This is a genomic window from Streptomyces sp. NPDC058525 (assembly GCF_042719495.1).
Taxonomy (GTDB): domain Bacteria; phylum Actinomycetota; class Actinomycetes; order Streptomycetales; family Streptomycetaceae; genus Streptomyces.
On sequence record NZ_JBHXNP010000086.1, the window covers coordinates 14,343 to 40,798 of the forward strand.

The window sequence follows — 26,456 nt, forward strand, 5'->3', positions numbered from 1 at the left end:
GAAATGCCTACCGGCTCTATAACCCGAATGGGTTCAGAGCGTTGTTCCGGTGCGGGACGAAAACCCGCAGACTCCTCCGGAAGGCAGGGAAACTGATGCGTCACAGTCGTCGGAATGGCTTGATCGCGGCGGTCGTTGCGGGAGGTGGGCTGGCGGTAGCGGGCGCGGGCGGCTTCGCCTACGCCGACGCGGACGCCGGCGGTCGCACCGAGCGCTCGCCGGGGCTGCTCTCCGGGAACCTGGTGCAGCTGCCGGTGCACGTTCCGGTGAACGCGTGCGGGAACACCGTGAGCGTGATCGGTGTGCTCAACTCGGCCGCCGGAAACCGCTGTGTCAACGAGGACCATCCGAAGCCGAGGCCCTCGCACCCGTCGAAACAGGGCTCGGGCAACGGTGGCGGAGCCACCGCGGACGGGCGAGGAAAGGATTCGCCAGGGGTGCTGTCCGGCAACGGACTCCAGCTCCCCGTCGACCTGCCCGTCAACCTCAGCGGCAACGCGGTGAGCGTCGTCGGCGTCGGCAACAGCTCCACCGGCAACACCTCGGTCAACGGAGAGGTGCCCGGAGTCAAGCCGCCCGTGCAACCGCCCGTCCAGCCGCCCGCCGTCGAGCGGCCGGTGACCCCGCCCGCGCCGCCGCGGGACACCGACGCCCTGGCCCACACCGGCACCGACGCCGTCGGCTACCTGCTCCCGGGTGGCGGAGCGCTCCTCCTCGGCGGCGTACTGCTGTACCGCCGCTTCGGCCTCACGCGCTAGACCGGCGGGCCGGCGGCACGGGGCGCCAGCCGTCCAGGACGGCGTCGATCCGTGCCGCCAGCCGGGCCCGGGCCGCGAACCGCGGGACGCCCGCCATCAGCAGCGCGTCGTACTCGGTGTCAGTGTGCCGCACGGCCGCGCGCACCGCGTACGAGACGGCGAGCTCGTCCAGCGCCCGGCCGGCGGCACTGCGGCCCACCCGGCCGCTGCCGCGCACCGAGGCGTGCGTGGCGATGGCCACGGCCCGGTCCGCCGGGCAGCCGGGGAACAGGCGGACGATCTCGGCGGCGAAGGCCGCCGTGAACCGGGTGTCCTCGGCGGCGCGACGCAGCCGGTCGCGCTCCCGGCGCCTCGCCCGCGCCTCGGCGTCCGCGAGACACGCACGCTCCGCGCGGGCCAGCGCGGCCTCCTCGACGAGGATCCCCTGGCGTTCGTAGCGCCGGCGGCGCCGGTTGAAGCGGACGACGACGGCGGACAGCGAACTCCCTTCGCGAGAGCGGCGGGTGAGCGCCGCGTCCCCGCGCGGAAGGTAGACCAGGTGCCCGAGATCGGCGCAGTCCAGGCAGCGCGGCACCGCGGCCTCGCGCACGAGATGCCGCAGCGGCCCCTGCCGGCACTCCGCGCAGTGGATCTGCTTACCGGACTCGAACACCACCAGGCTCATACAGGGGTGATACCGCCGCAGGGGCCTCATATCACCTGTCACAGAAGGCCGGTTGGTGTTTCATCAACTCTTCCTCGATGCCGCACCGCCCTTCTACCGTGGGCCCGTGGACGGTGGCCGGTCCACCGAGGAGGGCACATGGGTGGGCAGCAGGCGGCGGTTCGGCAGGCAAGGGCACGCGTTCCCGCGGCCCCGGCAGGCCGGAAGGTCGTCATACCGCCGGGCGGCTGCACCGGCTGGCACTACCACCGGGTGCGGCTCGACGTCGTCGTCCTCGCCGGGACCCTGACCCGGGTCCTGCACGACCGCACCACCGTGGTGCACCGGGCCGGGACCGCCTTTGTGGAGCCCGAGGGCATCCGGCACATCCACCTGGGCCACAACCTCGGCAGCGAACCGGTCGTGCTCCACCTGACCCCCGCGCTCCCCCCGGGAACCCCCTTCTCCATACCCACCCCGCCCCCGCACGGGGTCACACCGGCCGTCTGCCGCGAGCACGCCGGCGCACTCGTACCCCCCGGGTGAGCCTCACACCAGCCGGCGTATCTCCCCGCGCACCCGGTAGAAGCCTCCCGAGGCCGCGTGCAGCCCGTCCACCACGTACCGAGCGCCGGGCTCCCGTATCCCGCGCGGGAACTGCACGTTCCAGGAGGGCTCGAAGCCTCCCGAGACCACCTGCACCCGCACCCGGCCGCCCTGCTGGACGCACTCCACCACCACACCGCCCGCCGGAGCCGCCGCCACCGAGACGGTGGCGACCGCAGACGCCGACGCCGCCGGGGTGAACACGGGCATCGCGGCCGCCGACTTCACGTCCACCGGCGCCGGCACCGAGCCCTGCTGGGCCGCCGCTATCGCCTGCTCGCTCGCGTCCACGCAGACCAGCGAGCCGTCCGTGGTCACCAGGTACAGCCGCCCGTCGTGGTACTGCATCGACAGCGCGGACCCGCTGCCCGTGCCCAGCTTCCACAGCCGCCGCCCGTCGGCGTCGAAGCAGTACACCGAGGAGGCGAGGTCGCCCGCGAAGACGTGCCTGCCGTCCGGGGAGGTGGCGCACGAGTACACCGCCGCGTCGCACCGGTAGGAGGCCTCCACCGCGCCGGTCGCCTTCGACAGCCGCTGCACGGTGTTGCGCCCGGTCCCCGCATACACCGCGTGGTCCTCCTGCCAGCCGAACAGCACCGAGCCGTTCGTGGCCGTGTGCCACAACTGCCGCCCCCCGTCCGGGGCGTACGCGGTGACCCCCTGGCTGTGGCCGTGGTAGACGGCGTCCGCGTCCGCCCGGACCATCCAGGCGTTCGAGCCGTCCGAGCGCCGCGACCACTGGAACTCGTCCTCGTGGTCGATGACCGTCAGCCCGCCGCTCGCGTCGGACACGTTCAGCACGCCCTCGCGGATGTCGAGCCAGAAGATGTCCACATCGGCCGCTATGTCGTAGGCCCCGAACGGCACCTTCGACGACAGGTCGTACACCGTGCCGTCGTCACAGCCCGCGTATATCCAGAACTCGTCCGCCACCAGGCACTTGACCCCGTCCGGCAGGGAGTACCGGGCCAGCACCTCCCCGCCGTGGCTCAGCGTGTAGACGTCACCCGCCTGGTTGCCGACCCAGCAGCGGTCCTCGTCCACATGGATCCCGAACGCCGCGGATCCCGTGCGGAAGCGCCACAGCACCGGAGCCACGGCCCGCGCCGTCGACGGCGCCGAGGTGACCTGCCGGCGGGTCACCGACCGCGCGGCGCGCTGCCCGCGCACGGCCGGGGCGTACCCCTTGCGGATCTTCTCCCCGATCTTCTTCGCGGCCGCCGCCCGGGCCTTGTCCGCCGTCGGGAACGAGGAGCTCTGCACCTGGCCGTCCGCGCCGATCCGGCCGTACCGCACGGAGACGGCGGTGCCGTCCACCGTCACCTCGTAGAACTTGTGCGCAGCGCCGTCATCCTGCGACAGCTCCAGATACGTCGTCTCCCGAGCCATGACAGACCCCTCCCCAAAGGCCGGGCCACCGGCTTCTGTTCTGCCGGTGATCCCTCGTGAAAAACGCTAAGGCCCACCACTGACAATGGGCTCGTGCAGCTGGAAGCGATCACATGGCAGCGAATGGCCGAGCGGCTCGCCGGCCACCTCGACGACCCCGTCGGCACGGCCGAGGCCACCGGCGGGACCACAGCCCAGACCGCCGGAGAAACCGCGCCTGAGCAGGGAAGCCGGCTCCGGGTGGGCATCGACGGTGCCCCGGCCGCCGGGACCGGCGACCTCGCGGGACACCTGGCCGACGCGCTGCGCCTGCGCGGCCGCCCGGTCCTGGTGGTGGCGGCCGAGGGCTTCCTGCGGCCGGCCTCCCTCCGCTTCGAGTTCGGCCGCGAGGACGTGGACTCGTACCTCGGCGGCTGGTACGACACGGCCGCGCTCTGGCGGGAGGTGTTCGGCCCGACCGACCCGGGCGGCACGGGGCGGGTGCTGCCCGACCTCTGGGACCCGGTGAGCGACCGGGCCACGCGCAGCCCGTACGCCGAACTCCCGCCCGGCGGCGTGCTGGTCGTGCACGGCCCGCTGCTGCTCGGCCACTGGTTCCCCTTCGACCTGAGCGTCCACATCAGGCTCTCCCCGGGCGCGCTCGCCCGCCGCACCGAGGAGTCCGCGCGCTGGACGCTGCCGGCCTTCGCCCGCTACGAGGCAGACACCGACCCCGCCTCGGCCGCCGACGCGGTGGTGCGGGCCGACGACCCCCGCCATCCCGCCTGGACGGGCATCCGCGCGCGGTAGCGGCACGGGAGCCCGGCGGCGGCGGTCGAGACCGTCGGCCGCCTCAGGCCCATCTCCCCGAAGCCGGCGGGCCCCTCAAGGCCTCCCGCCCAGCCGGGTCACCGCCAGGGCCGCTGTCCGGCAGCCCGCCCGGGCGGCCTCCGCCGGGTCCGCGCCCGCCAGCCGGGCCGCGAGGAAGCCGCCGGTGAAGGCGTCGCCCGCGCCCGTGGAGTCCACCGCCTCGGCCGGCTCCGCCGTGACCTCGGCGGTGATCCGCCCCCGCTCGGCCACCAGCGCCCCCGCCGCGCCCCGGGTCACCACCACCAGCGGTATGTGCCGGCTCAGCCGCGCCGCCGCCCGGGCCACCCCCGAGGGCTCCGGCAGGCCGGCCAGCAGCCGGGCCTCGTCCTCGTTGGGCAGCAGCACGCACGTCCCCGCCACGGCGTCGAGGAACCGCTGCGGGCCCAGCACGGCCAGGAACCCGGCCGAGGCGGGGTCCACGCTCACCGGCACCCCCCGGGCCCGGGCCGCCCGCAGGGCGAGCAGGGCCAGCTCCCGGCTGCTGTCGGCGAAGAACAGGTACCCGGACAGGTGCAGATGGGCGACCCCGTCCAGCAGGGAAGGCGTCCAGTCGGCGGGGCACAGCCGCAGCGCCGCCCCGCTGTCGGTCAGGAAGGTGCGCTCCGCGTCCTTGCCGACCAGCGCGACCACCGTCCCCGTCGGCTCCTCCCGGTCGACCACCAGCCGCGGCAGCACCCCCGCGTCCAGCAGGGCCCGCTCGTGCCACCGCGCCGACTCGGTGCCCACCCGCGCGAGGAGCCGTACCTCCGGCGCCCCCGTACGGGCCGCCCAGCAGGCCGCGTTGGCCCCGGCGCCGCCCGGCAGGGTGCGGATCCGGGCGGCCGTGTCGGTGGCCGGGGCGAGCGGTTCCGGATGGACCGCGACCACGTCGGTGACCACGTCCCCGATGACCAGCAGCGCCCCTGGAGCAGCCGGTTCCGCCCAGGTCATGCCCGCGCCGCCCAGGCCCCCGCGATCCTGGCCCCGAGCCGCACGTTGCCCCGTACCGCCGCCAGGTTCGCCTCCAGCGAGGCCCCGCCCGTCGCCCGCACCAGGAACCCCAGCAGGAACGGCGTCACCGCCTGCCCTGTGATCCCCCGCTCGCGGCATTCGGCGAGGGCCTCGGCCAGCACCCGGTCGTGCAGCCGCGGATCCAGCTGCTCCGCCTCCGCCACCGGATTGGCCACGAGCAGCGCCGCCTCCGGGCCGCCCAGCGCGTCCTGAGCGGCCATCACCGCCGCGACCTCCTCCGGCCCCTGCACCGTCCAGTCCACCGGCTCCCCGGAATCGGCCAGGTAGAAGCCGGGGAACCGCTGCGTCCGGTAGCCGAGCACGCCCACCCCCAGCGTCTCCAGCCGCTGCAGCGTGGCCGGCACGTCCAGGATCGACTTCACCCCCGCGCACACCACCGTGATCCGCGTCCGCGCCAGCAGCGACAGGTCCGCCGACTCGTCCTGCGTCTGCGCCCATTCGCGGTGTACGCCGCCCAGCCCGCCCGTGGCGAAGACGCGCAGGCCCGCCCGGGCGGCCAGGAAGGCCGTGCCGGACACCGTCGTGGCCCCCGTGGCCCCCGCCGCCAGGGCGGGCGCCAGATCCCGGTGGCCGAGCTTGCGCACGCCGTCACCGCCCGCGATCCGCTCCAGCTGAGCCTTGTCCAGGCCCGCGTGCGCGACCCCGTCGATGACGGCGACCGTCGCCGGAACGGCTCCTTCCGAGCGGACCAGCTCTTCCAGTTCCAGACCCACCGCCAGATTGCGGGGCCGCGGCAGCCCGTGCGCGATGATCGTCGACTCCAGCGCCACGACGGGCCGGTTCCGGGCGAGCGCCTCGCGCACCTCTTCTGACAGGACGGGGCCGCCGGACGGGGATGCAGTTGCTGTGTGCTGTGACATGTCCCCATCCATGGCACCGGATTCACGCCCCCAAACGCGCTCCCGTCCCGCCCGTCACAACCTGTCCGAGTAACGCTCCCGCCCGGACCGCGCCGATCCGCACGCCGGACCGCTGGACAGGGTGCTGCGTCAGCCCCGGCCGCGCTGGACGCTCTGGTCACCGCGCGGGGGCGCCCGGCCGGATTAGGCTCGCGGCTCATGAGCACCAGTGATCACAGCGCCCCCGCCTCCTTCGCCGTCTCCGTCCCGGACGTCCCGGACGCCGAACTGGAGGCCGAGGACCTCGACCCCGGGCAGATCCTCTCCGGCGAACCGGTGGTCACCGGCAAGGTGCTCTGGGAGTCGCCCGACGGCAAGCAGGTGCGCGGCATCTGGCAGATCACCCCGGGCGTGGTCACCGACACCGAGGCCGACGAGCTGTTCGTGGTGGTCAGCGGCCGGGCCACCATCGAGGTCGAGGGCGGCGCGACCCTGGAGGTCGGCCCCGGTTCCGCCTGTGTGCTCCGCGAGGGCGACAAGACCACCTGGACCGTGCACGAGACGCTGCGCAAGGCCTACCACATCAGCTACTGACGGCTACTTCCGTCGGTCGGCGCCGTCCTTCGCGGGCGCCGGGTGGCGGCGCGCGGTGAACAGCGCGAGCGCCGCCATCGGCAGCAGCAGGGCGGCCCCGACGGCGTTCAGCCAGCCGTAGCTCGCCTGGGCCATGACCAGGCCGGCGGCCGCGCCGCCCACGCCCGCGGCCGTGTTCATCGTCAGGTCGCTCAGCCCCTGTACGGCGGCCCGCGCGGGCTGCGGCACCGAGTCGGTCAGCAGCGCGGACCCGGCCACCATCCCGGCCGACCAGCCGAGGCCCAGCAGGAAGAGGCCCGCCGCGCTCTGTCCGTGGTGCGGCCCGGCCGTGCCGGCGAGCAGGGCGGCGACCGACAGCAGCCCGGCGGCCAGGCCGATCACCGACAGCCGGCCGAGCCGGTCCGCGAGCCAGCCCATCACGGGCGAGAAGGCGAACATGCCGGCGATGTGCCCGCTGATCACCAGCCCGATGAGCTCCAGCCCCGCGCCGTGGTGGCCCAGGTCCATCGGGGTCATGACCATGATCGAGACCATGGTGGTGTGCGACACGGCCACGGTGACCAGCGCCAGCCGGGCCCGCGGGGAGGCCTTGACGGCGGCGAACCCGGCGCGCAGGGAGCGGCCCTCGCGGGTCTGCTCCTCGGGCGGGGCCAGGGCGCGGGCCGTCAGCAGCGGGTCCGGGCGGAGCAGGATCGCGATCAGCGTGCCGGTGAGGAGGAAGACGGCGGCGGCCCATACGAAGGGTCCCGCCGTCTCGGGTATGGAGGTCCCGGCGAAGCTGCGGCTGGCGGGGGCGGACAGGTTGGGTCCGAGGACCGCGCCGATCGTGGAGGCCCAGACGACCACGGAGATGGAGCGGGCCCGGCGGTCCGGGGCGGCGAGGTCGGCGGCGGCGAACCGGGACTGGAGGTTGGCCGAGGAGGCGGCGCCGAAGGCGGCCATGCCGGCCATCAGCAGCGGGAAGTTCCCGACCGTCGCGGCGAGGACGACGAGGCCCGCGCCGGCGGCACCGATCAGGTAGGCCAGCACCAGCCCGGGGCGGCGGCCGCGCGCGGTCATCAGGGCGGCGAGCGGCAGGGACATCAGGGCGGTGCCGATCACGGCGGCGGTGGAGGCCAGGCCGGACATGGCCTCGGTGCCGCTGACCTCGGCCGCGAGCACGGGGGCCAGGGCGATGCTGATGGGCACGCCGAGCCCGCCGAGCATCTGGCTCGCTATGAGCACCCCGGTGGTGCGCCGCCGCAGCCGGGCCAGGTCCGGCAGGCCGGCCGGCGCGGCGGGCCGGTCCGTACCGGGGGAGGCGGTCATGCCGGACACCCGCTGCGCGGGCGGAGCGGGTGCGGGGCACGGAGGGACGCGCTGCGGCCGGGTGCGGCGGCTGGAGTAGTCACCGCGGCAGTGTGCCACCCCTTACGCACGGGCGGAACCTGGTATCCGGCGGGCTCAGAACAGCGGCTCCGGCAGGACGCCCTCCAGCGCCAGCAGCCGGCGCTTGGTCTCGACCCCGCCGCCGAAGCCGCCGATGCCCCCGTCGTTCTCCACGACCCGGTGGCAGGCCACCACCAGGGGCAGCGGGTTCGACCCCATGGCGTTGCCGACGGCCTGGGCGGCCCCGGGCTGTCCGACGCGGGCGGCCAGCTCCCCGTACCCGACGACCGCTCCGTACGGCACGGAACGGTCCAGTTCCTGGAGCACCTGCCGGTTGAAGCCGGAGCTGAGCCGCCAGTCCAGCGGCAGCTCGAAGCGCCGCAGCGCACCGGAGAAGTAGGCGGCCAGCTGGCGTATGGGCTCGGCCAGCAGCACTTCCTCGCCCGGCGCGGGCCGCCGGGCGTCGGCGCCGAGCCGGGATACGAGCGGGCCGATCATCGCGTCGACCCGGTCCGGCACGGCATGGAACTCGACCCGGACCAGACCCTCCGGGGTCGCGGCCAGGAGCAGGGGACCGACATCGCTCGCGACGACGGTCCATTCGAGGTGCGGCCCGCGGGGCCGCTCGGTGCTGTCCACGCGTCCACGGTACGGCGCCCCACTGACAGCGCCGACAGAGCTGACAGAGCCGACGACACCCGCAGCGTCGCCGAGGGCCCCGGCTCCGTCAGTAGCCGCCGACCGCCTCCTGGACGACGTCCGGGGCGTTGGTGATGATCCCGTCCACCCCCATGGCCTGGACCTTCCGGGCGGTCGTGGCGTCGTCCACGATCCAGGTGTCCACCTCCATGGCCTTGCCGTGGGCTCCGAGCAGCCCGTGCACCGCCGCGACCCACTCGGCCGAGATCGTGGTGTGCCACGGGTTGATCCGGTCGGTGAACTGCGCGTACCGCGGCAGGTCCGCCACCGTCGGGGTGCCCAGGAAGGCCGTCACGAGGTCCGGGCGCAGCCCGTGCACGAGGCGCACGCAGTCGGCGCTGAAGCTCTGCACCACCAGGCGCTCCGCCACGTGCCGCGTATCGAGCCAGCCCGCCTCGTCCAGCACCTTCAGGGTCTCCTGCTCGATCCCCGGGTAGAGCTCGGGCTTCTTGATCTCCAGGAGCAGCCGCTGCTGGTTGCGCCGCACCCGGTCGAGGTACTGCCGCAGGGTCGGCACCCGGGCGCCCGTGTACTCCTGCCCGAACCAGCTGCCCGCGTCCAGCAGGCCGATCTCGGCCGCCGTGAAGTCCCTGACCCTCCAGGGGCTGCGGTCCGGGAAGAGCTGCTCCACGTCCGTGGTCCGGGACAGGGTGTCGTCGTGGACGACGACCAGCTCGCCGTCCCTGGTGCGCTGCACGTCGTTCTCCACCCACTCGAACCCCAGCCGCATCGCCAGGTCGACCGCCTCGAGGGTGTTCTCCGGGGCGTACGCCGAGGCCCCCCGGTGGGCGTACACGACGGGGTTGCCCAGGAGCCCGGCCGGACCGGGGGCGGAGCCGGGTCCGGTGGCGGCGTACGAGGCCGTCCCGCCCAGCACGGTGAGGGTGAAGCCCAGCAACGCGGCGGCTGCCGCGGCGGCGGGTCGGACGTACATGTGCGTTCTCCTCGGGTCGTGAGCCCTGTTCCTGCGTCAGACGGGTGCGGAGCGGCAGACGTTGTGGCGATGCACTTCACGGCGGGACCTTCACCGCGATCATGGGGTTGAAGATCACCGAGCCGCCACCGAACTACGACAAACGGACCAGAACGTGTGAGGACGGTCCGGCCGGGCGCGCCGCGCGTCCGCGCGCGGATGCGTGAGTGTCAGTGGGGGGTCGTACGGTTGACCCATGCGGCCCGTATCGAAGATCGAACGCACGGTGGCGCCTTTCGAGGTCGTCAGCTCCTACCAGCCCAGCGGCGACCAGCCGGCGGCCATCGCCGAGCTGGAGAAGCGCATCCGCGCAGGTGAGAAGGATGTCGTCCTGCTGGGTGCGACCGGCACCGGCAAGTCGGCGACCACCGCCTGGATGATCGAGAAGCTTCAGCGCCCCACCCTGGTCATGGCGCCGAACAAGACCCTCGCCGCCCAGCTGGCGAACGAGTTCCGCGAGCTCCTGCCGAACAACGCCGTCGAGTACTTCGTCTCGTACTACGACTACTACCAGCCCGAGGCCTACGTTCCGCAGTCGGACACCTACATCGAGAAGGACTCCTCGATCAACGAGGAGGTCGAGCGGCTGCGCCACTCCGCGACCAACTCGCTGCTGACCCGGCGCGACGTGATCGTCGTCGCCTCCGTGTCCTGCATCTACGGCCTCGGTACCCCGCAGGAGTACGTCGACCGCATGGTCTCCCTGAAGGTGGGCGAGGAGACCGACCGGGACCAGCTGCTGCGCCGCTTCGTCGACATCCAGTACACGCGCAACGACGTGGCCTTCACCCGCGGCACCTTCCGGGTGCGCGGCGACACCATCGAGATCTTCCCGGTCTACGAGGAACTGGCCGTCCGCATCGAGATGTTCGGCGACGAGATCGAGGCCCTGTCCACGCTCCACCCGCTGACCGGCGAGGTCATCAGCGAGGACCGCGAGCTGTACGTATTCCCCGCCAGCCACTACGTCGCGGGCCCCGAGCGCATGGAGAAGGCGGTCCGCGGCATCGAGACCGAGCTGGCCGCGCGCCTCGCCGAGCTGGAGAAGCAGGGCAAGATGCTGGAGGCGCAGCGGCTGCGCATGCGCACCACCTACGACCTGGAGATGATGCGCCAGATCGGGTCCTGCTCCGGCATCGAGAACTACTCGCTGCACATGGACGACCGCGAGCCGGGTTCCGCGCCCAACACCCTCATCGACTACTTCCCGGAGGACTTCCTCCTGGTCATCGACGAGTCGCACGTCACCGTGCCGCAGATCGGCGCCATGTACGAGGGCGACGCCTCGCGCAAGCGGACCCTGGTCGACCACGGGTTCCGGCTGCCGTCCGCCCTCGACAACCGGCCGCTGAAGTGGGAGGAGTTCCAGGAGCGGATCGGCCAGACCGTCTACCTGTCGGCCACCCCCGGCAAGTACGAGCTCTCGCGCGGCGACGGCTTCGTCGAGCAGATCATCCGCCCCACCGGCCTCATCGACCCCGAGGTCGTGGTCAAGCCCACCGAGGGCCAGATCGACGACCTGGTGCACGAGATCCGCCGGCGGGTCGAGAAGGACGAGCGGATCCTGGTCACCACCCTCACCAAGAAGATGGCCGAGGACCTCACGGACTACTTCCTGGAGCTCGGCATCCAGGTCCGCTACCTGCACAGCGACGTGGACACCCTGCGCCGCATCGAGCTGCTGCGCGAACTGCGCTCCGGCGAGTTCGACGTCCTGGTCGGCATCAACCTGCTGCGCGAGGGGCTCGACCTGCCCGAGGTGTCGCTGGTGGCGATCCTCGACGCCGACAAGCAGGGCTTCCTGCGCTCCGGCACCTCGCTGATCCAGACCATCGGCCGCGCGGCGCGCAACGTCTCCGGCCAGGTCCACATGTACGCGGACAGCATCACGCCGGCCATGGCGCAGGCGATCGACGAGACGAACCGCCGCCGCGAGAAGCAGGTCGCCTACAACACCGCCAACGGCATCGACCCGCAGCCGCTGCGCAAGAAGATCAACGACATCGTCGCCACCATCGCCCGCGAGGAACTGGACACCGAGGAGCTCCTCGGCACCGGATACCGCCAGGCCAAGGACGGCAAGGCCGCCAAGGCACCGGTCCCCGCGCTGGGCGGCAAGGCGGCCGGGGCCAAGGCGGGGAAGGGCGCGAAGGGCGCCAAGGCGGGCGCGGTGCCCACCGACCGGCCCGCCGCGGAACTGGCCTCGATCATCGAAGAGATGACCGAACGGATGCGCGCGGCGGCCGCGGAGTTGCAGTTCGAGGTCGCGGCCCGGATCAGGGACGAGGTGGGCGAGCTGAAGAAGGAGCTGCGTCAGATGAAGGAAGCGGGCCTCGCCTGACCCGGAGCCTGTCAGTAGGGTTGGGTCTCAGCCGCAGGTACACGCTGCGCTCCCGTTGTAGGGGCGGGCTATGGAGAGGGGACAGCGCGTGACGGTCAACATGACCAAGGGTCAGGCCATCAGTCTGCAGAAGGCGGACGGGGGCAAGCTGACCGCGGTCCGCATGGGCCTCGGCTGGCAGGCGGCCAAGCGCCGCGGGCTGTTCGGCTCGCGGACCCGGGAGATCGACCTGGACGCGTCGGCGGTGCTCTTCGCCGACAAGCAGCCGGTGGACGTCGTCTTCTTCCGGCACCTGCAGAGCGACGACGGCTCGGTCCGGCACACCGGTGACAACCTCGTCGGCGGCGTCGGCCAGGGCGGGGACGACGAGGCCATCCTCGTCGACCTCCAGCGGGTTCCGGTGCACATCGACCAGATCGTCTTCACGGTGAACTCGTTCACCGGCCAGACGTTCCAGGAGGTGCAGAACGCGTTCTGCCGCATCGTCGACGAGACCAACGGCCAGGAGCTGGCCCGCTACACCCTCGACGGCGGCGGCCAGTACACCGCGCAGATCATGGCGAAGGTGTCCCGTGCGGGCTCGGGCTGGCAGATGACGGCCATCGGCAACCCGGCCAATGGCCGGACGTTCCAGGACCTGATGCCGGCGATCCTGCCGCACCTGTAAGCGAAGAAGATCGGGGGGAGACGGGACGATGGCGGCCGAACTGGTCCGGGGGCAGAACCATGCCCTGTCCGAACGCCGGGTGCGGATCACGGTCTCGGCGGGCACACCGGTGCTCGCCCTGGCCTCGCTCGGAGACGAGCGGGGCGCCGTGACCGGCCCGGAAGGGATCGCGCACCCGGGTGCGAGCGAGCTTCCGGGGGTCGAGGTGCCCGGCGGGTCCGCGGACCGGCACCGGTTCGCCGTCGACCTCGACGCGGTCGCCGATGAGGTGCACCGCGTCGGCGTCCTGCTCTCCCTGCCCCCGGGCGGCCCGGGCCGCTTCGGCGCCGTCGCGGCCTCGCACGTCGCCGTCACGGACATGAACGGCACCGGGCTCGCCGAGTACACCCTGACCGGGCTGGAGGGCGAGTCCGCGGTCGTGGCCGTCGAGCTCTACCGCCGCCAGGGAGCCTGGAAGGTCCGCGCCGTCGGCCAGGGGTACGCCGACGGGCTCACCGCCCTCTTCACCGACCAGGGGCTCACCGCCCCCGCCGCCGCCGAGCTGGCCGCGCGGGTGCACGCCTGCGTCGCTGCGCCGGTCGCGCCCGACCCGGTCCCGGTCGCACCCGACCCGGCGCCCCCCGCGACCCCGGTCTCCGGAACCCCGTACGCGGGCACGCCCGGCCCGGCACCCACGTCCGGCTCCGCACCCGCGTCCGGCTCCGCTGCGACGCCCGGCCCCGCACCCACGTCCGGCTCCGCTGCGACGCCCGTGACCTCGGCCGACACCACGATCAGCTACTCCCACCCGCGGCGCCGCCCCGCCGCCACCGAGCCCCCCGAGCCCGCGCCGCGCTCCGCCCCGGCGCCGGAGCCCGGGCAGCCGCCGAGGCCCGTCGCCGGCGACGCCGGCGGCTGGTCCATGGAGGAGCGGCTCTACAACCAGGTCTGGGGCATGTTCGAGGACCTGGCCCGCACGGTCGCCGCCTACCGCAGCGCCGTCGAGTTCGCCGACAACCGCATGGACCGCGAGCTCGACGAAGCCCTGTCCGACCCCCGCCACCGCCTCGGAGGCTCCGGGAACGCCGCCCGCGACACCGCCCGGGCGCGCCGCGAGGAGCTCGTCGCGCAGGCCCGGGCCGTCCTCGACCGGGACCTCGCCCAGCTGGTCGCCGAGTCGGAGGTGGTCGAGCCCGCGCTGCCCGCCGCGTACGCCCGCTGGGACAACCCGGTCTGGCACGGCGGCCGGTCCGCCGCGCTGCCCGAGGAGAACCCGCTGGCCCTGCGCCTGGGCGATCTGTACCTGCCCGAGCGCCCCGACCTGCGCGTCCCCATGCTGATGAAGCTCCCGCTGGAGCGCGGCCTGTGGATCGACAACGGCCGCACCGGTTCCGAGGCCGCGATGGCCATGGACACCGACGGGCTGCGCCGGGCCGCCATGGACATGGCCGTCGCGCACGCGGTACGGCTGCTCGCGGTCCACCCGGCCGACCGGTTCACCGTCCACGTCATCGACGCGGCCGGAGCCGGAGCAGCCTCCCTGGCGCCCCTCGTACGCGCCGGGGTGCTGGCCGGGCCGCCCGCCGCGGGGGCCGTCGGGGTCACCGACACGCTGGCACGGCTGACCAAGCGGGTGGACCTCGTACAGATGGCGCTGCGGGCCGGGGCTCCCGAGGACCTGCCGCCGGACGTGGACACGGCCGACCAGCTGCTCCTCGTGCACGACTTCCCGCACGGCTTCGACGACCGGGCCGTCACCCAGCTGCGCTACCTCGCCGACGAGGGTCCGTCGGTCGGCGTGCACCTGCTGATGGTCGCGGACCGCGACGAGGCCTCGGCCTACGGGCCGCTGCTGGACCCGCTGTGGCGCTCGCTCATGCGCCTGTCGCCGGTGCCGGACAACCACCTCGCCGACCCCTGGGTTCACCACGCCTGGACCTTCGCCCCGGACCTGCCCCCGCAGGGCAGCGCGGTCCTCGACCAGGCGCTGGAGCGGGTGGCGGAGGCCCGGCGGCGCGCCCGCCCGTGAGGCTCGGCGGCAGGTAGATGACCTGCCGCTGACCTCTTCTTGGGACTCCCTTTACCTTGTGTGCCGGAGCCAGGTACCCTGGTGCGTGCGGAGGGGAGTATTCCTGCTTTCCAGCTACGGCGTACCCGTCAATACGGACCACTGCGGTCATCAGTGAGCAGTCGGTCCCGGGGCGTCGGCCCACGGCCTCCAGGCCGCCCGGGTGGAAGAGACCTCCGGCAGCGATGACGCTGACGAAGTGCTGAGCCATCCGCCGGAGGCGTGTTTACGTGGAAGTTTCCTGGACCCTGTGGGCCCTGACCATTCTCGGTCTGACCCTTCTCATCGGCGCCGATTTCTTCATCGGCCGCAAACCCCACGACGTATCGATCAAGGAAGCCGGTACCTGGACGATCGTCTGGATCGTCCTCGCCGCGCTCTTCGGCCTCGGCCTGTGGTTCTTCGGGAACGGCCAGGCCTCGCAGGAGTTCTTCGCGGGCTTCATCACCGAGAAGTCCCTGAGCGTGGACAACCTCTTCGTCTTCGTCCTGATCATGGCGAAGTTCTCGGTGCCCTCGCACCTCCAGCAGCGCGTCCTGCTCGTGGGCGTACTGATCGCCCTGGTGCTCCGCGCGGTCTTCATCGCGGCCGGCGCGGCGATCATCGCCAGCTTCTCCTGGGTCTTCTACATCTTCGGCGCGTTCCTGATCTACACCGCGTGGAAGCTGATCCAGGAGGCCCGCAAGGGTGAGGAGGAGGACGAGTTCGAGGAGAACCGCCTGCTCAAGTCCGTCGAGAAGAAGTTCGGCGTCGCCGACCGGTACCACGGCACCAAGCTCTTCATCCAGAGCAACGGCAAGCGCGTCCTGACCCCGCTGATGGTCGTCATGCTCGCCATCGGCACCACCGACGTGCTGTTCGCGCTGGACTCCATCCCCGCGATCTTCGGCCTCACGCAGGACCCGTACATCGTCTTCACCGCCAACGCCTTCGCCCTGATGGGTCTGCGCCAGCTGTACTTCCTGATCGGCGGCCTGCTCAAGAAGCTGGTCCACCTCAGCTACGGCCTGTCGATCATCCTGGGCTTCATCGGCGTCAAGCTCGTGCTGCACGCCCTCCACGAGTCCGGACTGCACGTCCCGGTCATCTCGATCCCGGTCTCCCTGGGCGTCATCTGCGGTGTCCTGGTCATCACCACGATCACCAGCCTGATCGCCTCGAAGAAGCAGGCGGCGGCCGAGGCCGCCGCCCGCCCGGAGAGCATCGACGCCTGACGGTCCTGAGGGACTACACGGGGGCGGCCGCTTCGGCCGCCCCCGTTTCCGTGCCCGCGGCCGCCCCGGCCTCCGACCGCGGCCGCACGACGGCCGGGCCGGTCTCCGGAAGCAGCGCGAAGCAGGCCAGGCTGACCAGGGCGATCGCGCTCAGGTACACGGCCACACCCCACTGCGGACCGGAGCCGTCCGCGAGCGCCGTCGCCACGATCGGGGTCAGCGCCCCGCCCAGCACCCCGCCCAGGTTGTAGCCCACGGCCGCGCCCGTACAGCGGATCCGCGGGGCGTACAGCTCGGGCAGGTACGCGCCCACCACCGCGAACATCGTCACCATGCCCAGCAGCGCCCCGACGAAGCCCAGCGTCATCAGCAGCGGGTCGGCCGTGCCCAGCAGGGCCACCATCGGGAACATCCACACCACGCAGGCCGCCGACCCGGCCAGGCACAGCGGCCGCCGCCCGTACCGGTCGCCGAGCACCGCCAGCGGCGGAGTCACCACGCCCATCAGCGCGACGGCGCCCATGATGCACGCCAGCACCGTCGTACGGCCCATGCCGAGGTACTCGGTCGCGTACGCCAGGGACCAGGTGGTGACCGCGTAGAAGACCGCGTACCCCACGGCCAGCGCCCCGCCGGTCAGCAGGAGCAGCCGCCAGTGGCCGCGGACCACCTCCGCCAGCGGGGCGTCCGCGCGCCGGCCGCTCTCGGCCAGCTCCCGGAACTGCGGGGTCTCCTCCACCGAGTGGCGCAGCCACAGCCCCGCCAGGGCCAGCACACCGGCCGCCCAGAACGGGACCCGCCAGCCCCACGAGGTGAACTGGGCGTCGGTCAGGGTCGCCGACAGCGCGAGGACGATGCCGTTGGCCAGCAGGAAGCCCACCGGCGGACCGATCTGCGGGAAGCTCGACCACAGGCCGCGCCGCCGCTCGGGAGCGTGCTCGGCGGTCAGCAGGACGGCGCCGCCCCATTCACCGCCGAGCCCGAGGCCCTGCAGGAAGCGCAGCAGGACCAGCAGCGCCGGTGCGGCCACGCCGATGGAGTCGTACGTCGGCACGCAGCCGACGGCGACGGTGGCGAGGCCGGTCAGGAGCAGGGAGGCGAGGAGCACCGGACGCCGCCCGTAGCGGTCGCCGATGTGGCCGAAAATCGCCGAGCCGAGCGGGCGGGCGAGGAAGCCGACGCCGAAGGTGCCGAACGCGGCGAGGGTCCCGGCGAGCGGGGAGAAGGACGGGAAGAAGAGCGGGCCGAGCACGAGGGCGGCGGCCGTGCCGTACACGAAGAAGTCGTAGAACTCGATGGCGGTTCCGGCGAGGGAGGCCGAGGCCAGCCGCAGCATCGAGGGGGCGGGACGGGACGCGGTGGGGGACGGGGAGGGCTCTTGTTGCATGGTGCAGCAGATACCCCCTCCCCGGCCCTCGGGACGTGCGTTCGGCCATCATCGACCGGAAGGGGTGCCCCGCGTCGCGAAGTTGACGGATTGCGGACCTACCAGCCGCGTTCGCGCCACTCGGCCAGGTGCGGGCGCTCGGCGCCCAGGGTGGTGTCGTTGCCGTGGCCCGGGTAGATCCAGGTCTCGTCCGGCAGCCGGTCGAAGATCTTGTGCTGGACGTCGTCGATCAGGCTCGCGAAGGCCTTCGGGTCGTCCCAGGTGTTCCCGACGCCGCCCGGGAAGAGGCAGTCGCCGGTGAAGACGTGCGGGTGACCGTGCGGGTCGTCGTAGATCAGGGCGATCGAGCCGGGGGTGTGCCCGACCAGGTGCCGCGCGGTGAGCTCGACCCGCCCGACGCGCACGGTGTCCCCGTCCGCCACCGGGACGTCGGTGGCCACCGGGATGCCCTCGGCGTCGTAGGCGCCGGCGTAGGTGGTCGCGCCCGTCGCCTCGACCACGGCCTGGAGCGCGCCCCAGTGGTCGCCGTGCTGGTGGGTGGTGACGACGGACTTGATGCCGTCGCCGCCGATCAGGCTCAGCAGCGCGGCCGCGTCCGCGGCCGCGTCGATCAGCAGCTGCTCGTCGGTGGCACGGCAGCGCAGCAGGTAGGCGTTGTTGTTCATGGGGCCCACCGCGACCTTGGAAATCATCAGGTCCGCGAGTTCGTGCACGTCGGCCGGACCGCCGACCTTGACCTCTCCGGTGTACGTCATGTCCTGATCCTAGAGCGGCGGGAGGGCGGGCAGGCCGTCACCGGCCACGACGGACAGACGGGCGCCGCGCGGACCGCGCCCGGCCAGCCAGCCGAGCAGCTCGTCCTCGGGGCCCTCGAGGACCACGGGGGTCCCCTCCGTGCCGCCGGTGTGCCAGACCGCGCCGGCCGCGGTGCGCAGGGTGACCGGCGGGACCTCCGGGCGTCCGGACCAGCGGTCGGCGAGGAAGGCGATCTCGCGGGCGGTGAACTCCGCCGGGAGGTCGGAGAGCTCGTAGCCGATGTTCAGGTCGACGTGGTGCAGGGCGACCTCGACGAGGCGGCGGAACGGCACGTTGGAGGCGAGGTCCGTGACGCCGCCCCGCAGCTCGACGGTGCGGGCCCAGTCCTGGTCGTGCTCGGTGGTGGCGAGGAAGCGGGCCCCGGAATCACGGAGGTCCGCCAGGTGTTCTTCCAAGGGCCGGCCGGCGTCGCGTTCGATGTCCGCGTCGCGCGCCTCGGCGCTCTCGTACATGGGGCGCCCCTCGAAGACGTTGACGAGGGCGTCCGCGTTGCGCGCGAGGTGGGCCAGGATGTGGCCGCGGCTCCAGCCGGGGAGGTGTGACTCCTCGGCGAGCGCGGCGTTGTCCAGCTTCGTGACCGCGGTCAGCAGTCGGTCCGTCGCTTCACGTACAGATCGCAGGTCGTGCACATGATCAGTCATGAGGGCGAGCCTAGTGCTCCGCGGGTCCCGGCCACACGATCGGGTGAAGCGATCTGCGGAGTGCCGTAAATCGAATGTGCGTGCTATACGCTCGGAAGTCAGACTCCAACTCCACCGCAGTGGCGCCCCCCATACCCTGGGACGGGGGCCCGTGCCCCCGCTCTCTCAAGAAAGGTGCGGACCGGCGTGACCGACCGTCTCATCGTTCGTGGCGCTCGCGAGCACAACCTCAAGAACGTCTCGCTCGACCTGCCCCGCGACTCACTCATCGTCTTCACCGGACTCTCCGGGTCGGGCAAGTCCTCCCTGGCCTTCGACACGATCTTCGCCGAGGGCCAGCGCCGCTACGTCGAGTCGCTCTCGTCGTACGCCCGCCAGTTCCTCGGGCAGATGGACAAGCCCGACGTCGACTTCATCGAGGGGCTCTCCCCGGCCGTCTCGATCGACCAGAAGTCGACCTCGCGCAACCCGCGCTCGACCGTGGGCACCATCACCGAGGTCTACGACTACCTCCGCCTCCTCTTCGCCCGCATCGGCAAGCCGCACTGCCCCGAGTGCCGGCGCCCCATCTCGCGCCAGTCCCCGCAGGCCATCGTCGACAAGGTCCTCGCGCTCCCCGAGGGCAGCCGCTTCCAGGTGCTCTCGCCGCTGGTGCGCGAGCGCAAGGGCGAGTTCGTCGACCTCTTCGCCGACCTGCAGACCAAGGGCTACAGTCGGGCCCGGGTGGACGGGGAGACGATCCAGCTCTCCGAGCCGCCCACGCTGAAGAAGCAGGAGAAGCACACCATCGAGGTGGTCATCGACCGCCTCACCGTCAAGGACAGCGCCAAGCGCCGGCTCACCGACTCGGTGGAGACCGCCCTCGGCCTCTCCGGCGGCATGGTCATCCTCGACTTCGTCGACCTCGCCGAGGACGACCCCGAGCGTGAGCGGATGTACTCCGAGCACCTCTACTGCCCGTACGACGACCTCTCCTTCGAGGAGCTGGAACCGCGCTCCTTCTCCTTCAACTCGCCCTTCGGCGCCTGCCCGGAGTGCACGGGCATCGGCACGCGCATGGAGGTGGACCCGGAGCTGATCGTCCCGGACGAGGAGAAGTCCCTGGACGAGGGCGCGGTCTCCCCGTGGTCTCTCGGTCACACCAAGGACTACTTCCAGCGGCTGATCGGCGCCCTGGCCGGGGAGCTGGGCTTCCGTACGGACATCCCGTGGGCCGGGCTGCCGCAGCGCGCGAAGAAGGCCCTGCTGTACGGGCACAAGACGCAGATCGAGGTCCGCTACCGCAACCGGTACGGGCGGGAGCGGGCGTACACCACGGCCTTCGAGGGCGCGGTGCCGTTCGTCAAGCGCCGGCACGCCGAGTCCGAGAGCGACGCCAGCCGCGAGCGCTTCGAGGGCTACATGCGCGAGGTGCCCTGCCCGACCTGTGAGGGCACCCGGCTCAAGCCGATCGTGCTCGCCGTGACGGTGATGGAGAAGTCCATCGCCGAGGTCGCGGCCATGTCGATCAGCGAGTGCGCGGACTTCCTCGGCCGGATGCGGCTCGACACCCGCGACAAGAAGATCGCCGAGCGGGTCCTCAAGGAGGTCAACGAGCGGCTCCGCTTCCTGGTCGACGTCGGCCTGGACTACCTCTCGCTGAACCGCGCCGCCGGCACCCTCTCGGGCGGCGAGGCCCAGCGCATCCGCCTCGCCACGCAGATCGGCTCCGGTCTCGTCGGTGTGCTGTACGTGCTGGACGAGCCCTCCATCGGCCTGCACCAGCGGGACAACCACCGGCTGATCGAGACGCTGGTGCGGCTGCGGGACATGGGCAACACGCTCATCGTCGTCGAGCACGACGAGGACACCATCAAGGTGGCCGACTGGGTCGTCGACATCGGCCCCGGCGCGGGTGAGCACGGCGGCAAGGTGGTGCACAGCGGTTCGCTGAAGGAACTGCTCAACAACACCGAATCGATGACCGGCCAGTATCTGTCGGGCAAGCGCTCCATCGCGATCCCGGACGTACGCCGTCCCGTGAACGGCGAGCGGAAGCTGACCGTCCACGGTGCCAAGGAGAACAACCTCCAGGACATCGACGTCGCCTTCCCGCTGGGCGTGCTCACGGCCGTGACCGGTGTCTCGGGCTCCGGGAAGTCGACGCTGGTCAACGACATCCTCTACACGCACCTGGCCCGCGAGCTGAACGGCGCCCGCTCGGTGCCGGGACGGCACACCCGGGTGGACGGCGACGACCTCGTCGACAAGGTCGTGCACGTCGACCAGTCGCCCATCGGCCGGACCCCGAGGTCGAATCCGGCCACGTACACCGGCGTCTTCGACCACGTGCGCAAGCTGTTCGCGGAGACCATGGAGGCGAAGGTGCGCGGCTACCTGCCGGGCCGCTTCTCCTTCAACGTGAAGGGCGGCCGGTGCGAGAACTGCTCCGGCGACGGCACGATCAAGATCGAGATGAACTTCCTGCCGGACGTGTACGTCCCGTGCGAGGTCTGCCACGGCGACCGGTACAACCGGGAGACGCTGGAGGTCCACTACAAGGGCAAGTCCATCGCCGAGGTCCTCAACATGCCGATCGAGGAGGCGCTGGACTTCTTCGAAGCGGTGCCGACGATCTCGAGGCACCTGCGGACGCTGAACGAGGTGGGGCTGGGGTACGTCCGGCTCGGCCAGTCGGCGCCGACGCTGTCGGGCGGTGAGGCGCAGCGCGTGAAGCTGGCGTCGGAGCTGCAGAAGCGGTCGACGGGCCGGACGGTGTACGTGCTGGACGAGCCGACGACCGGTCTGCACTTCGAGGACATCTCGAAGCTGATCAAGGTGCTGTCGGGGCTGGTGGACAAGGGGAACTCGGTGATCGTCATCGAGCACAACCTGGACGTCATCAAGACCGCCGACTGGGTCATCGACATGGGCCCCGAGGGCGGCTACGGCGGCGGCCTGGTGGTGGCCGAGGGCACGCCGGAGCAGGTCGCGTCGGTGGGGGCGAGCCACACGGGCAAGTTCCTGCGGGACATCCTGGGCGCGGACCGGGTCTCGGACGGGGCGGTGCCGGCGCGGGCCGCGGCCGGGAAGAAGGCGGTGGCGAAGAAGGCCGTCGCCAAGAAGGCCGCCGCGAAGAAGGCTGCCGCCCCGGCCAAAAAGACGACGGCGTCGCGGGCGCGCAAGGCGTAGCGCGGGCTGCGTGCGGCGTGGGGGTCCGGCTGGTGCGGGCCCCTTCGCCGGGTGCGGCGCCGCTGCACGGGGGCTCTGCCCCCGGGCCCTCGCACCTCAAACTCCCCCAGACTTCGTCCGGGGGGACCCCAGGCGGGGGCTGGATTGGGCTGATGTCGGCCACCTCCAGCCCTCGTCGCAGTTTGAGGCGCGGGGGCCCGGCGAAGCTACGGTTTCTGCGCGCCGGGTCCTGGTGGCTGCTCTGGGTTGAGTTCGGAGGCGTACGGGGGTTCCGCGCCCGGGCGGGTGCAGGTCAGGGCTGCCGCGTGGGCCGCGTAGGCCAGGACGTCCGGCCAGTCCACCGGGCCGTCGTCCATGGCCGAAAGCCGGTGCAGCAGGGCCGCGTTGACGGTGTCGCCCGCCCCGATCGTGTCCGCCACCGCGACCGCGCGGGCCGCCACCGCGTGCTCCTCGCCCTCCCGGGTCCACACCGTCAGCCCCGCCGCGCCCCGGGTCAGCACCACCGCCGACGGACCCGCCGCGAGCCAGTCGGAGACCCGCCCGCCCAGCCACGCCGCGTCCTCCTCCGACAGCTTGAGGACGGAGGCGTGGGGCAGCAGCCGCGTCAGGAACCGGGCGCGGTAGGCCGCCGGGTCCGCGATCAGCGCCGGCCGGATGTTGGGGTCCAGCAGGGTCAGCAGCCCCCGCCGCGACTCCCGGCGCAGCAGGGCCTCGTACGCGCTCGCGCCCGGCTCCAGGACCAGCGAGCAGGTCCCGAGCGCGAGGGCCCGTACGGACTCGGGGAGGGCGGGCGGCAGGGTGAACAGGCGGTCCGCGGTGCCCTCGACGTAGAAGCCGTACGAGGCCGAGCCGTCCGGGGCCAGCGAGGGCACGGCGAGGGTGGTCGGCTCCGGCCCGCGCTGCACCAGCGACAGGTCCACCCCGGCCGCGCGGAGCCCGGCCAGCAGGCTCTCGCCGAAGCCGTCCGCCGAGACCCGCGAGCAGAAGGCCACCTCGGCGCCCAGCCGCCCGAGCGCGAGCGCGGTGTTGTACGGTCCGCCGCCCGGCCGCGGCAGCAGGGCGCCCGGCGGCCGCGCGACGGGGACCAGGTCGATGAGGGCTTCTCCGCCGACGACGATCACGCGGGGGAAGCTACCCCATCGGACGGCGGTATCGTCGGGTGCACCGTGCCCGGCCCGTTCCACCAGGAGAGTTCCATGCCCGCGTCGCCGTCTCCCGCCCGCCGTACCGTCCTGCGGGGCGCCGCCGCGCTCGCGGGAGCAGCCGGCGCCGGAGCGGCCCTCGCGGCCTGCTCGACCGAGACCAACAGCGGCGGCAACACCCCTGCGACACCCACCGCCCCCGTGGAGCTGGGGGCGGCGGCCGAGGTTCCGGTGGGCGGGGCGAAGCTGTACCGGGAACGGAAGCTGATCGTCAGCTGCCCGGCGGCGGGCGAGTACAAGGCGTTCAGCGCGCAGTGCACGCACGCCGGCTGCGTACTGGACAAGATCGTCGAGGGCGAGGGCAACTGCCCCTGCCACGGCAGCCGCTTCGACGTGGCCACCGGCAAGGTGCTGAAGGGCCCGGCCACCGACCCGCTGCCCGCCGTCCCCGTCAAGGCGGAGAACGGCAGGCTCATCGCGGGCTGACCCGCGACGGCCCCGGCCCCGGGCTCCGTCCCCGGCCCCCGTCCCCGTCCCCGGGCCCCGTCCCCGTCTCCGTCCCCGGCTCAGTCCCAGTCCCAGGCGATCCCGAGGATCCCGCGCCGCACCGACTGCTCCACCAGGTGCACCGCCCGGTGCCGGCCGCTCGGCGTGAGGTCGGCGAGGCCGGTGCGCGGGGCCTGCGGCCCGGTCCGGGCGAAGCGGCGGCAGCGCACCGGGAGGGCCGCCTCGTCGAAGCGGACCTGGAGCATGTACTGGCCGCCGGCGTAGCTGAACCCGCGCACGTACTCCCCGCTGCGCGCGCCCGTACCGTCCTCGATGCCGTAGCCGAAGACGTACGTGTCCCCGCGCCGCAGCCGGGCGTCGAAGAGCAGCTCCGCGACCACCACCCCGGCCTCCCGCTGGCTGCGGACCCGCCCGGTGCGGCAGTTCTCGTACGCCGTCACCGCCATCCGGGACGTGTCGCAGCCCGGATCGCCGTGGTGGATGGCGAGGTAGCGGTCGACGCCGTCGCGGTGGGCGCGCACGATCTGCTGCGACTCGCGCGTGCGCATCTCGCCCTCCGCCCCGATCCGGACCCGCTCGTGGTGGCCCACCGAGTGCAGTCCGCCGTCGGGCGGCAGCTCCATCGAGGCCAGCAGCTGTTCCACCGCCGCGCCCACGCTCACCAGGGCCCGGTAGGGGCGGGCGGCCGGGCGGGCGGGGCCGCGTCCCGGTTCGGGGGCGGCCAGCAGCCGGATGAGGGCGCCGTCCGGCAGCTCCAGGATCTGCTCCAGGGCGGTGACGGCCCGCAGCGACTCCGCGTGCCGGGGCCGCCGGGCGCCCTGCTGCCAGTAGCTGAGGCTGGTGACGCCGACCTTGATGCCGCGGGCCGCGAGCCGGTGCTGCACCCGGTGCAGGGGCAGTCCGCGGGCGGCGAGGGCGGCGCGCAGGGCGAGGTGGAAGGGGCCGCCGCGCAGCAGCCGCCCGAGCTCCGTCGCGCCTGTGGCGCCTGCGGCGCCCGCCGGGCCCGAGGTGCCCGCGGCCATGCCAGCCATGCCCGCCGCGCCCGCCGTGTCGCCGGTCGGCAGCATGGCGACTCCTCTGTGAACGTTCACTCGCGCCGGCCCGGGGGATCGCGCCGGTGGCTCCGGGGGACCAGGTGACACCGCAGCAACCGTTCACACGGCAGCCCCACCGTTCACACCGCGATGTCACCGCGTATTGAAGCGTGTTGACCTGATCGCGACAACACCCTGATGCTCCTGCACAGCGTCCGGACGCGCTCCTCCACCCCCACATCCCCGCTTCGGGAGGAACGCGATGCGCCACCGAAACCGGCGGCTTTCCCCAGCCGCCTTCGTCTCCGCCCTGCTGTTCGCCCTGGTCCTCGGCGCCGGTACCGCCACCGCCGCCCCAGCCCCCGCCGACACCGACACCGACTCCGCCCTCGCGTACAAGCGCCTGAACATCACCATGCAGGCACAGCAGAAGACCAACTGGTGCTGGGCAGCCGGCGGCAACACCATCGCCACCTGGTTCGGCCGCAACTACACCCAGAACCAGTTCTGCAACGCCGCCTTCAACCGCCAGCAGGGCTACGACTGCCCGAACAACCAGGCCACCCTCGGCAACGTCCAGACGGGCCTGCGCTGGGCGGGCATCAACGCCGGCTCGTACGTGAACGGCTGGCTCCAGTACTCCACCGTCCAGACCGAGATCAACGCCAACCGCCCGATCGAGACCCGGATCCAGTGGTCCAACGGCGGCGGCCACATGCACGTGATCTACGGCTATGACACCGCCGGCAGCTGGGTGTACTGGGGCGACCCGTGGCCCTCCAGCGACCGGTACAACTGGGCCTCGCACGCCTGGTACGTGGACAACAGCACCTTCTCCTGGACCCACTCCCTCTACCGGATCGGGGCGTGACCGCCATGACCCTGCGCGCCTCCGCCGCCGCCGCGGTCCTCGCCGCCGCCTCCGCCGCCCTCCTCGCCCTCGCGCCGCAGGCCGCCGCGGCGCCCGTGCCACAGCCGCAGGCCGCCACGGCCGAGACCCGGGCCGAGGCCGGGCGGGCGGCCGCCGCGCCGGAGACCCTGGCCACGGTCTCCCGGTTCTTCGCCCGCGAGGGGAAGGTCTCGCTCGAGGCCGCGCAGCCCCGCATAGCGGGGGAGGCCGTCGCGGTGCACTACCTCTCCCCGGACTTCGTCGCGGGCAGGGCGGGGGCCCCCGTCGCCCGCCTGGAGTTCCTCGCCAGCGAGGCCGTCTCCTCGGACGGCCAGCGGGCCGCGCTGTGGACGGCGCGGACGGAGGCGGGCTGGCAGGTCGTGAACATCGCCACCGGCGACGACGAGTTCCGCTACGCCAGGCTGGGCGCCGAGAAGCTGCCCGGCGGCACCGTGTTCCGGGAACCGCAGATCGACGCATGGTACGTGGCCCAGGGAGGCCGGGTGCTGCCGCTCGACGAGGACGCGGTGCGGGCCGTGGGGGCGGGCGGTACGAGCCTCGGTGCGTACCGTGCGCGGGTCACGAAGGCCTACGGGGACAAGCTGCCGGGCTCCGCCTATGCCGAGGGCGGGGTGGCCGGGGGGTTCGCGGAAGCCGCCGCCGAGGCTGCCGTGCCGGTGGCGGGGCTGGCCGGCGGCACCGTTGCGCTCGCCGCGCTCGGAGCCGTGGCCGTACGCCGCCGCCGCTCCCCGCAAGCCTGACCAACGCGGGGCCCGGCCCGCCGGCCGGGCCCCGCACCCCCCAGACTCATATAAACAACACCGAGCCCCCATACAATAGCAGATGGAGGATTCCGTGGTGTGCGTGTAAA

At 72.8% G+C, this 26,456-nt stretch carries 24 protein-coding genes; 12 read left to right on the forward strand and 12 right to left on the reverse strand.

Going from position 1 to position 26,456, the window contains the following annotated elements; translation table 11 throughout:
• The first annotated feature begins 119 nt into the window (after positions 1 to 119).
• Complete coding sequence (locus tag ACFWP3_RS31315; protein WP_384227723.1) at positions 120 to 758, forward strand: chaplin; 639 nt, start codon at positions 120 to 122, stop codon at positions 756 to 758.
• On the opposite strand, the gene ACFWP3_RS31320 is transcribed toward ACFWP3_RS31315, so the two are convergent.
• Positions 748 to 1,422, reverse strand: a complete 675-nt coding sequence (locus ACFWP3_RS31320; RefSeq protein WP_384227725.1) for a DUF2293 domain-containing protein — start codon at positions 1,420 to 1,422, stop codon at positions 748 to 750. The two genes, ACFWP3_RS31315 and ACFWP3_RS31320, sit on opposite strands and share 11 nt — an antisense overlap.
• Positions 1,423 to 1,560: 138 nt before the next feature.
• Here ACFWP3_RS31320 and ACFWP3_RS31325 point away from each other — a divergent pair, with 138 nt between their 5' ends.
• Positions 1,561 to 1,947: a cupin domain-containing protein gene (locus ACFWP3_RS31325; RefSeq protein WP_384227727.1), complete on the forward strand. Its 387-nt coding sequence runs from the start codon at positions 1,561 to 1,563 to the stop codon at positions 1,945 to 1,947.
• A gap of 3 nt (positions 1,948 to 1,950) precedes the next feature.
• On the opposite strand, the gene ACFWP3_RS31330 is transcribed toward ACFWP3_RS31325, so the two are convergent.
• Complete coding sequence (locus ACFWP3_RS31330) at positions 1,951 to 3,396, reverse strand: WGR domain-containing protein (protein ID WP_384227729.1); 1,446 nt, start codon at positions 3,394 to 3,396, stop codon at positions 1,951 to 1,953.
• A 93-nt stretch (positions 3,397 to 3,489) separates the two neighbouring features.
• Here ACFWP3_RS31330 and ACFWP3_RS31335 point away from each other — a divergent pair, with 93 nt between their 5' ends.
• On the forward strand, positions 3,490 to 4,185 hold the full coding sequence (locus tag ACFWP3_RS31335; protein WP_384227731.1) for a uridine kinase: 696 nt from the start codon (positions 3,490 to 3,492) through the stop codon (positions 4,183 to 4,185).
• 75 nt (positions 4,186 to 4,260) lie between these two features.
• On the opposite strand, the gene ACFWP3_RS31340 is transcribed toward ACFWP3_RS31335, so the two are convergent.
• Positions 4,261 to 5,175: a carbohydrate kinase family protein gene (locus tag ACFWP3_RS31340; protein WP_384227734.1), complete on the reverse strand. Its 915-nt coding sequence runs from the start codon at positions 5,173 to 5,175 to the stop codon at positions 4,261 to 4,263.
• Entirely contained in the window at positions 5,172 to 6,116 is a 945-nt protein-coding gene (locus ACFWP3_RS31345; RefSeq protein ID WP_384227737.1) for a pseudouridine-5'-phosphate glycosidase, read from the reverse strand. The genes ACFWP3_RS31340 and ACFWP3_RS31345 overlap by 4 nt, the downstream gene beginning before the upstream one ends.
• 198 nt (positions 6,117 to 6,314) lie before the next feature.
• Between ACFWP3_RS31345 and ACFWP3_RS31350 the strand changes: the two genes are divergently transcribed.
• On the forward strand, positions 6,315 to 6,689 hold the full coding sequence (locus ACFWP3_RS31350) for a cupin domain-containing protein (RefSeq protein WP_384227739.1): 375 nt from the start codon (positions 6,315 to 6,317) through the stop codon (positions 6,687 to 6,689).
• 3 nt (positions 6,690 to 6,692) lie between these two features.
• On the opposite strand, the gene ACFWP3_RS31355 is transcribed toward ACFWP3_RS31350, so the two are convergent.
• From ACFWP3_RS31355 to ACFWP3_RS31365, 3 genes are all read right to left on the reverse strand, one after another.
• Positions 6,693 to 7,997: an MFS transporter gene (locus ACFWP3_RS31355; protein WP_384227741.1), complete on the reverse strand. Its 1,305-nt coding sequence runs from the start codon at positions 7,995 to 7,997 to the stop codon at positions 6,693 to 6,695.
• Between the two features lie 135 nt (positions 7,998 to 8,132).
• On the reverse strand, positions 8,133 to 8,696 hold the full coding sequence (locus ACFWP3_RS31360; protein ID WP_384227743.1) for a methylated-DNA--[protein]-cysteine S-methyltransferase: 564 nt from the start codon (positions 8,694 to 8,696) through the stop codon (positions 8,133 to 8,135).
• Between the two features lie 88 nt (positions 8,697 to 8,784).
• Complete coding sequence (locus tag ACFWP3_RS31365; RefSeq protein WP_384227745.1) at positions 8,785 to 9,690, reverse strand: glycerophosphodiester phosphodiesterase; 906 nt, start codon at positions 9,688 to 9,690, stop codon at positions 8,785 to 8,787.
• Positions 9,691 to 9,925: 235 nt separating this feature from the next.
• Here ACFWP3_RS31365 and uvrB point away from each other — a divergent pair, with 235 nt between their 5' ends.
• From uvrB to ACFWP3_RS31385, 4 genes are all read left to right on the forward strand, one after another.
• Positions 9,926 to 12,070 (forward strand): excinuclease ABC subunit UvrB, encoded by a 2,145-nt coding sequence (gene uvrB, locus ACFWP3_RS31370; protein WP_384227747.1) that lies wholly within the window; start codon positions 9,926 to 9,928, stop codon positions 12,068 to 12,070.
• Between the two features lie 88 nt (positions 12,071 to 12,158).
• The gene (locus tag ACFWP3_RS31375) at positions 12,159 to 12,737 is read left to right on the forward strand and encodes a TerD family protein (protein ID WP_384227749.1); all 579 of its coding nucleotides are present in this window, start codon (positions 12,159 to 12,161) and stop codon (positions 12,735 to 12,737) included.
• A 28-nt stretch (positions 12,738 to 12,765) separates the two neighbouring features.
• Positions 12,766 to 14,745 carry a TerD family protein gene (locus ACFWP3_RS31380; protein ID WP_384227752.1) on the forward strand — a complete coding sequence of 660 codons (1,980 nt, stop codon included), beginning with the start codon at positions 12,766 to 12,768 and terminating at the stop codon, positions 14,743 to 14,745.
• 269 nt (positions 14,746 to 15,014) lie between these two features.
• Entirely contained in the window at positions 15,015 to 15,998 is a 984-nt protein-coding gene (locus ACFWP3_RS31385) for a TerC family protein (protein ID WP_384227754.1), read from the forward strand.
• Positions 15,999 to 16,011: 13 nt separating this feature from the next.
• Here the strand turns inward: ACFWP3_RS31385 and ACFWP3_RS31390 are convergent, their stop codons facing one another.
• From ACFWP3_RS31390 to ACFWP3_RS31400, 3 genes are all read right to left on the reverse strand, one after another.
• Positions 16,012 to 17,334, reverse strand: a complete 1,323-nt coding sequence (locus ACFWP3_RS31390) for an MFS transporter (RefSeq protein ID WP_384227777.1) — start codon at positions 17,332 to 17,334, stop codon at positions 16,012 to 16,014.
• 149 nt (positions 17,335 to 17,483) lie between these two features.
• Positions 17,484 to 18,140 carry an MBL fold metallo-hydrolase gene (locus ACFWP3_RS31395; protein WP_384227757.1) on the reverse strand — a complete coding sequence of 219 codons (657 nt, stop codon included), beginning with the start codon at positions 18,138 to 18,140 and terminating at the stop codon, positions 17,484 to 17,486.
• Positions 18,141 to 18,149: 9 nt separating this feature from the next.
• On the reverse strand, positions 18,150 to 18,842 hold the full coding sequence (locus ACFWP3_RS31400; protein ID WP_384227759.1) for a maleylpyruvate isomerase family mycothiol-dependent enzyme: 693 nt from the start codon (positions 18,840 to 18,842) through the stop codon (positions 18,150 to 18,152).
• 186 nt (positions 18,843 to 19,028) lie between these two features.
• On the opposite strand from ACFWP3_RS31400, the gene uvrA reads away from it, so the two are divergent.
• Positions 19,029 to 22,013: an excinuclease ABC subunit UvrA gene (gene uvrA / locus ACFWP3_RS31405; RefSeq protein ID WP_384227762.1), complete on the forward strand. Its 2,985-nt coding sequence runs from the start codon at positions 19,029 to 19,031 to the stop codon at positions 22,011 to 22,013.
• Between the two features lie 206 nt (positions 22,014 to 22,219).
• On the opposite strand, the gene ACFWP3_RS31410 is transcribed toward uvrA, so the two are convergent.
• Entirely contained in the window at positions 22,220 to 23,134 is a 915-nt protein-coding gene (locus ACFWP3_RS31410) for a carbohydrate kinase (RefSeq protein ID WP_384227764.1), read from the reverse strand.
• A gap of 75 nt (positions 23,135 to 23,209) precedes the next feature.
• On the opposite strand from ACFWP3_RS31410, the gene ACFWP3_RS31415 reads away from it, so the two are divergent.
• A complete protein-coding gene (locus ACFWP3_RS31415) occupies positions 23,210 to 23,641 on the forward strand; it encodes a Rieske (2Fe-2S) protein (protein ID WP_384227767.1) in 432 nt (143 codons plus the stop codon).
• A gap of 80 nt (positions 23,642 to 23,721) precedes the next feature.
• On the opposite strand, the gene ACFWP3_RS31420 is transcribed toward ACFWP3_RS31415, so the two are convergent.
• A complete protein-coding gene (locus ACFWP3_RS31420; protein WP_384227779.1) occupies positions 23,722 to 24,684 on the reverse strand; it encodes a hypothetical protein in 963 nt (320 codons plus the stop codon).
• A 274-nt stretch (positions 24,685 to 24,958) separates the two neighbouring features.
• Here ACFWP3_RS31420 and ACFWP3_RS31425 point away from each other — a divergent pair, with 274 nt between their 5' ends.
• Both ACFWP3_RS31425 and ACFWP3_RS31430 read left to right on the forward strand, forming a co-directional pair.
• Positions 24,959 to 25,567 carry a papain-like cysteine protease family protein gene (locus ACFWP3_RS31425; RefSeq protein WP_384227769.1) on the forward strand — a complete coding sequence of 203 codons (609 nt, stop codon included), beginning with the start codon at positions 24,959 to 24,961 and terminating at the stop codon, positions 25,565 to 25,567.
• Between the two features lie 5 nt (positions 25,568 to 25,572).
• Positions 25,573 to 26,346 (forward strand): hypothetical protein, encoded by a 774-nt coding sequence (locus ACFWP3_RS31430; protein ID WP_384227782.1) that lies wholly within the window; start codon positions 25,573 to 25,575, stop codon positions 26,344 to 26,346.
• Positions 26,347 to 26,456: the final 110 nt, after the last annotated feature.

What these genes read in the sequence shown, in the direction of transcription:
- ACFWP3_RS31355 (WP_384227741.1), bottom strand. Translation starts at nt 7,997, where the DNA reads ATGACCGCCTCCCCCGGTACGGACCGGCCCGCCGCGCCGGCCGGCCTG.
- ACFWP3_RS31430 (WP_384227782.1), top strand. Translation starts at nt 25,573, where the DNA reads ATGACCCTGCGCGCCTCCGCCGCCGCCGCGGTCCTCGCCGCCGCCTCC.
- ACFWP3_RS31395 (WP_384227757.1), bottom strand. Translation starts at nt 18,140, where the DNA reads ATGACGTACACCGGAGAGGTCAAGGTCGGCGGTCCGGCCGACGTGCAC.
- ACFWP3_RS31415 (WP_384227767.1), top strand. Translation starts at nt 23,210, where the DNA reads ATGCCCGCGTCGCCGTCTCCCGCCCGCCGTACCGTCCTGCGGGGCGCC.
- ACFWP3_RS31330 (WP_384227729.1), bottom strand. Translation starts at nt 3,396, where the DNA reads ATGGCTCGGGAGACGACGTATCTGGAGCTGTCGCAGGATGACGGCGCT.
- ACFWP3_RS31340 (WP_384227734.1), bottom strand. Translation starts at nt 5,175, where the DNA reads ATGACCTGGGCGGAACCGGCTGCTCCAGGGGCGCTGCTGGTCATCGGG.
- uvrB (WP_384227747.1), top strand. Translation starts at nt 9,926, where the DNA reads ATGCGGCCCGTATCGAAGATCGAACGCACGGTGGCGCCTTTCGAGGTC.
- ACFWP3_RS31365 (WP_384227745.1), bottom strand. Translation starts at nt 9,690, where the DNA reads ATGTACGTCCGACCCGCCGCCGCGGCAGCCGCCGCGTTGCTGGGCTTC.
- ACFWP3_RS31320 (WP_384227725.1), bottom strand. Translation starts at nt 1,422, where the DNA reads ATGAGCCTGGTGGTGTTCGAGTCCGGTAAGCAGATCCACTGCGCGGAG.
- ACFWP3_RS31345 (WP_384227737.1), bottom strand. Translation starts at nt 6,116, where the DNA reads ATGTCACAGCACACAGCAACTGCATCCCCGTCCGGCGGCCCCGTCCTG.
- ACFWP3_RS31420 (WP_384227779.1), bottom strand. Translation starts at nt 24,684, where the DNA reads ATGGCCGCGGGCACCTCGGGCCCGGCGGGCGCCGCAGGCGCCACAGGC.
- ACFWP3_RS31425 (WP_384227769.1), top strand. Translation starts at nt 24,959, where the DNA reads ATGCGCCACCGAAACCGGCGGCTTTCCCCAGCCGCCTTCGTCTCCGCC.
- ACFWP3_RS31390 (WP_384227777.1), bottom strand. Translation starts at nt 17,334, where the DNA reads ATGCTGCGGCTGGCCTCGGCCTCCCTCGCCGGAACCGCCATCGAGTTC.
- ACFWP3_RS31400 (WP_384227759.1), bottom strand. Translation starts at nt 18,842, where the DNA reads ATGACTGATCATGTGCACGACCTGCGATCTGTACGTGAAGCGACGGAC.
- ACFWP3_RS31325 (WP_384227727.1), top strand. Translation starts at nt 1,561, where the DNA reads ATGGGTGGGCAGCAGGCGGCGGTTCGGCAGGCAAGGGCACGCGTTCCC.
- ACFWP3_RS31380 (WP_384227752.1), top strand. Translation starts at nt 12,766, where the DNA reads ATGGCGGCCGAACTGGTCCGGGGGCAGAACCATGCCCTGTCCGAACGC.
- ACFWP3_RS31350 (WP_384227739.1), top strand. Translation starts at nt 6,315, where the DNA reads ATGAGCACCAGTGATCACAGCGCCCCCGCCTCCTTCGCCGTCTCCGTC.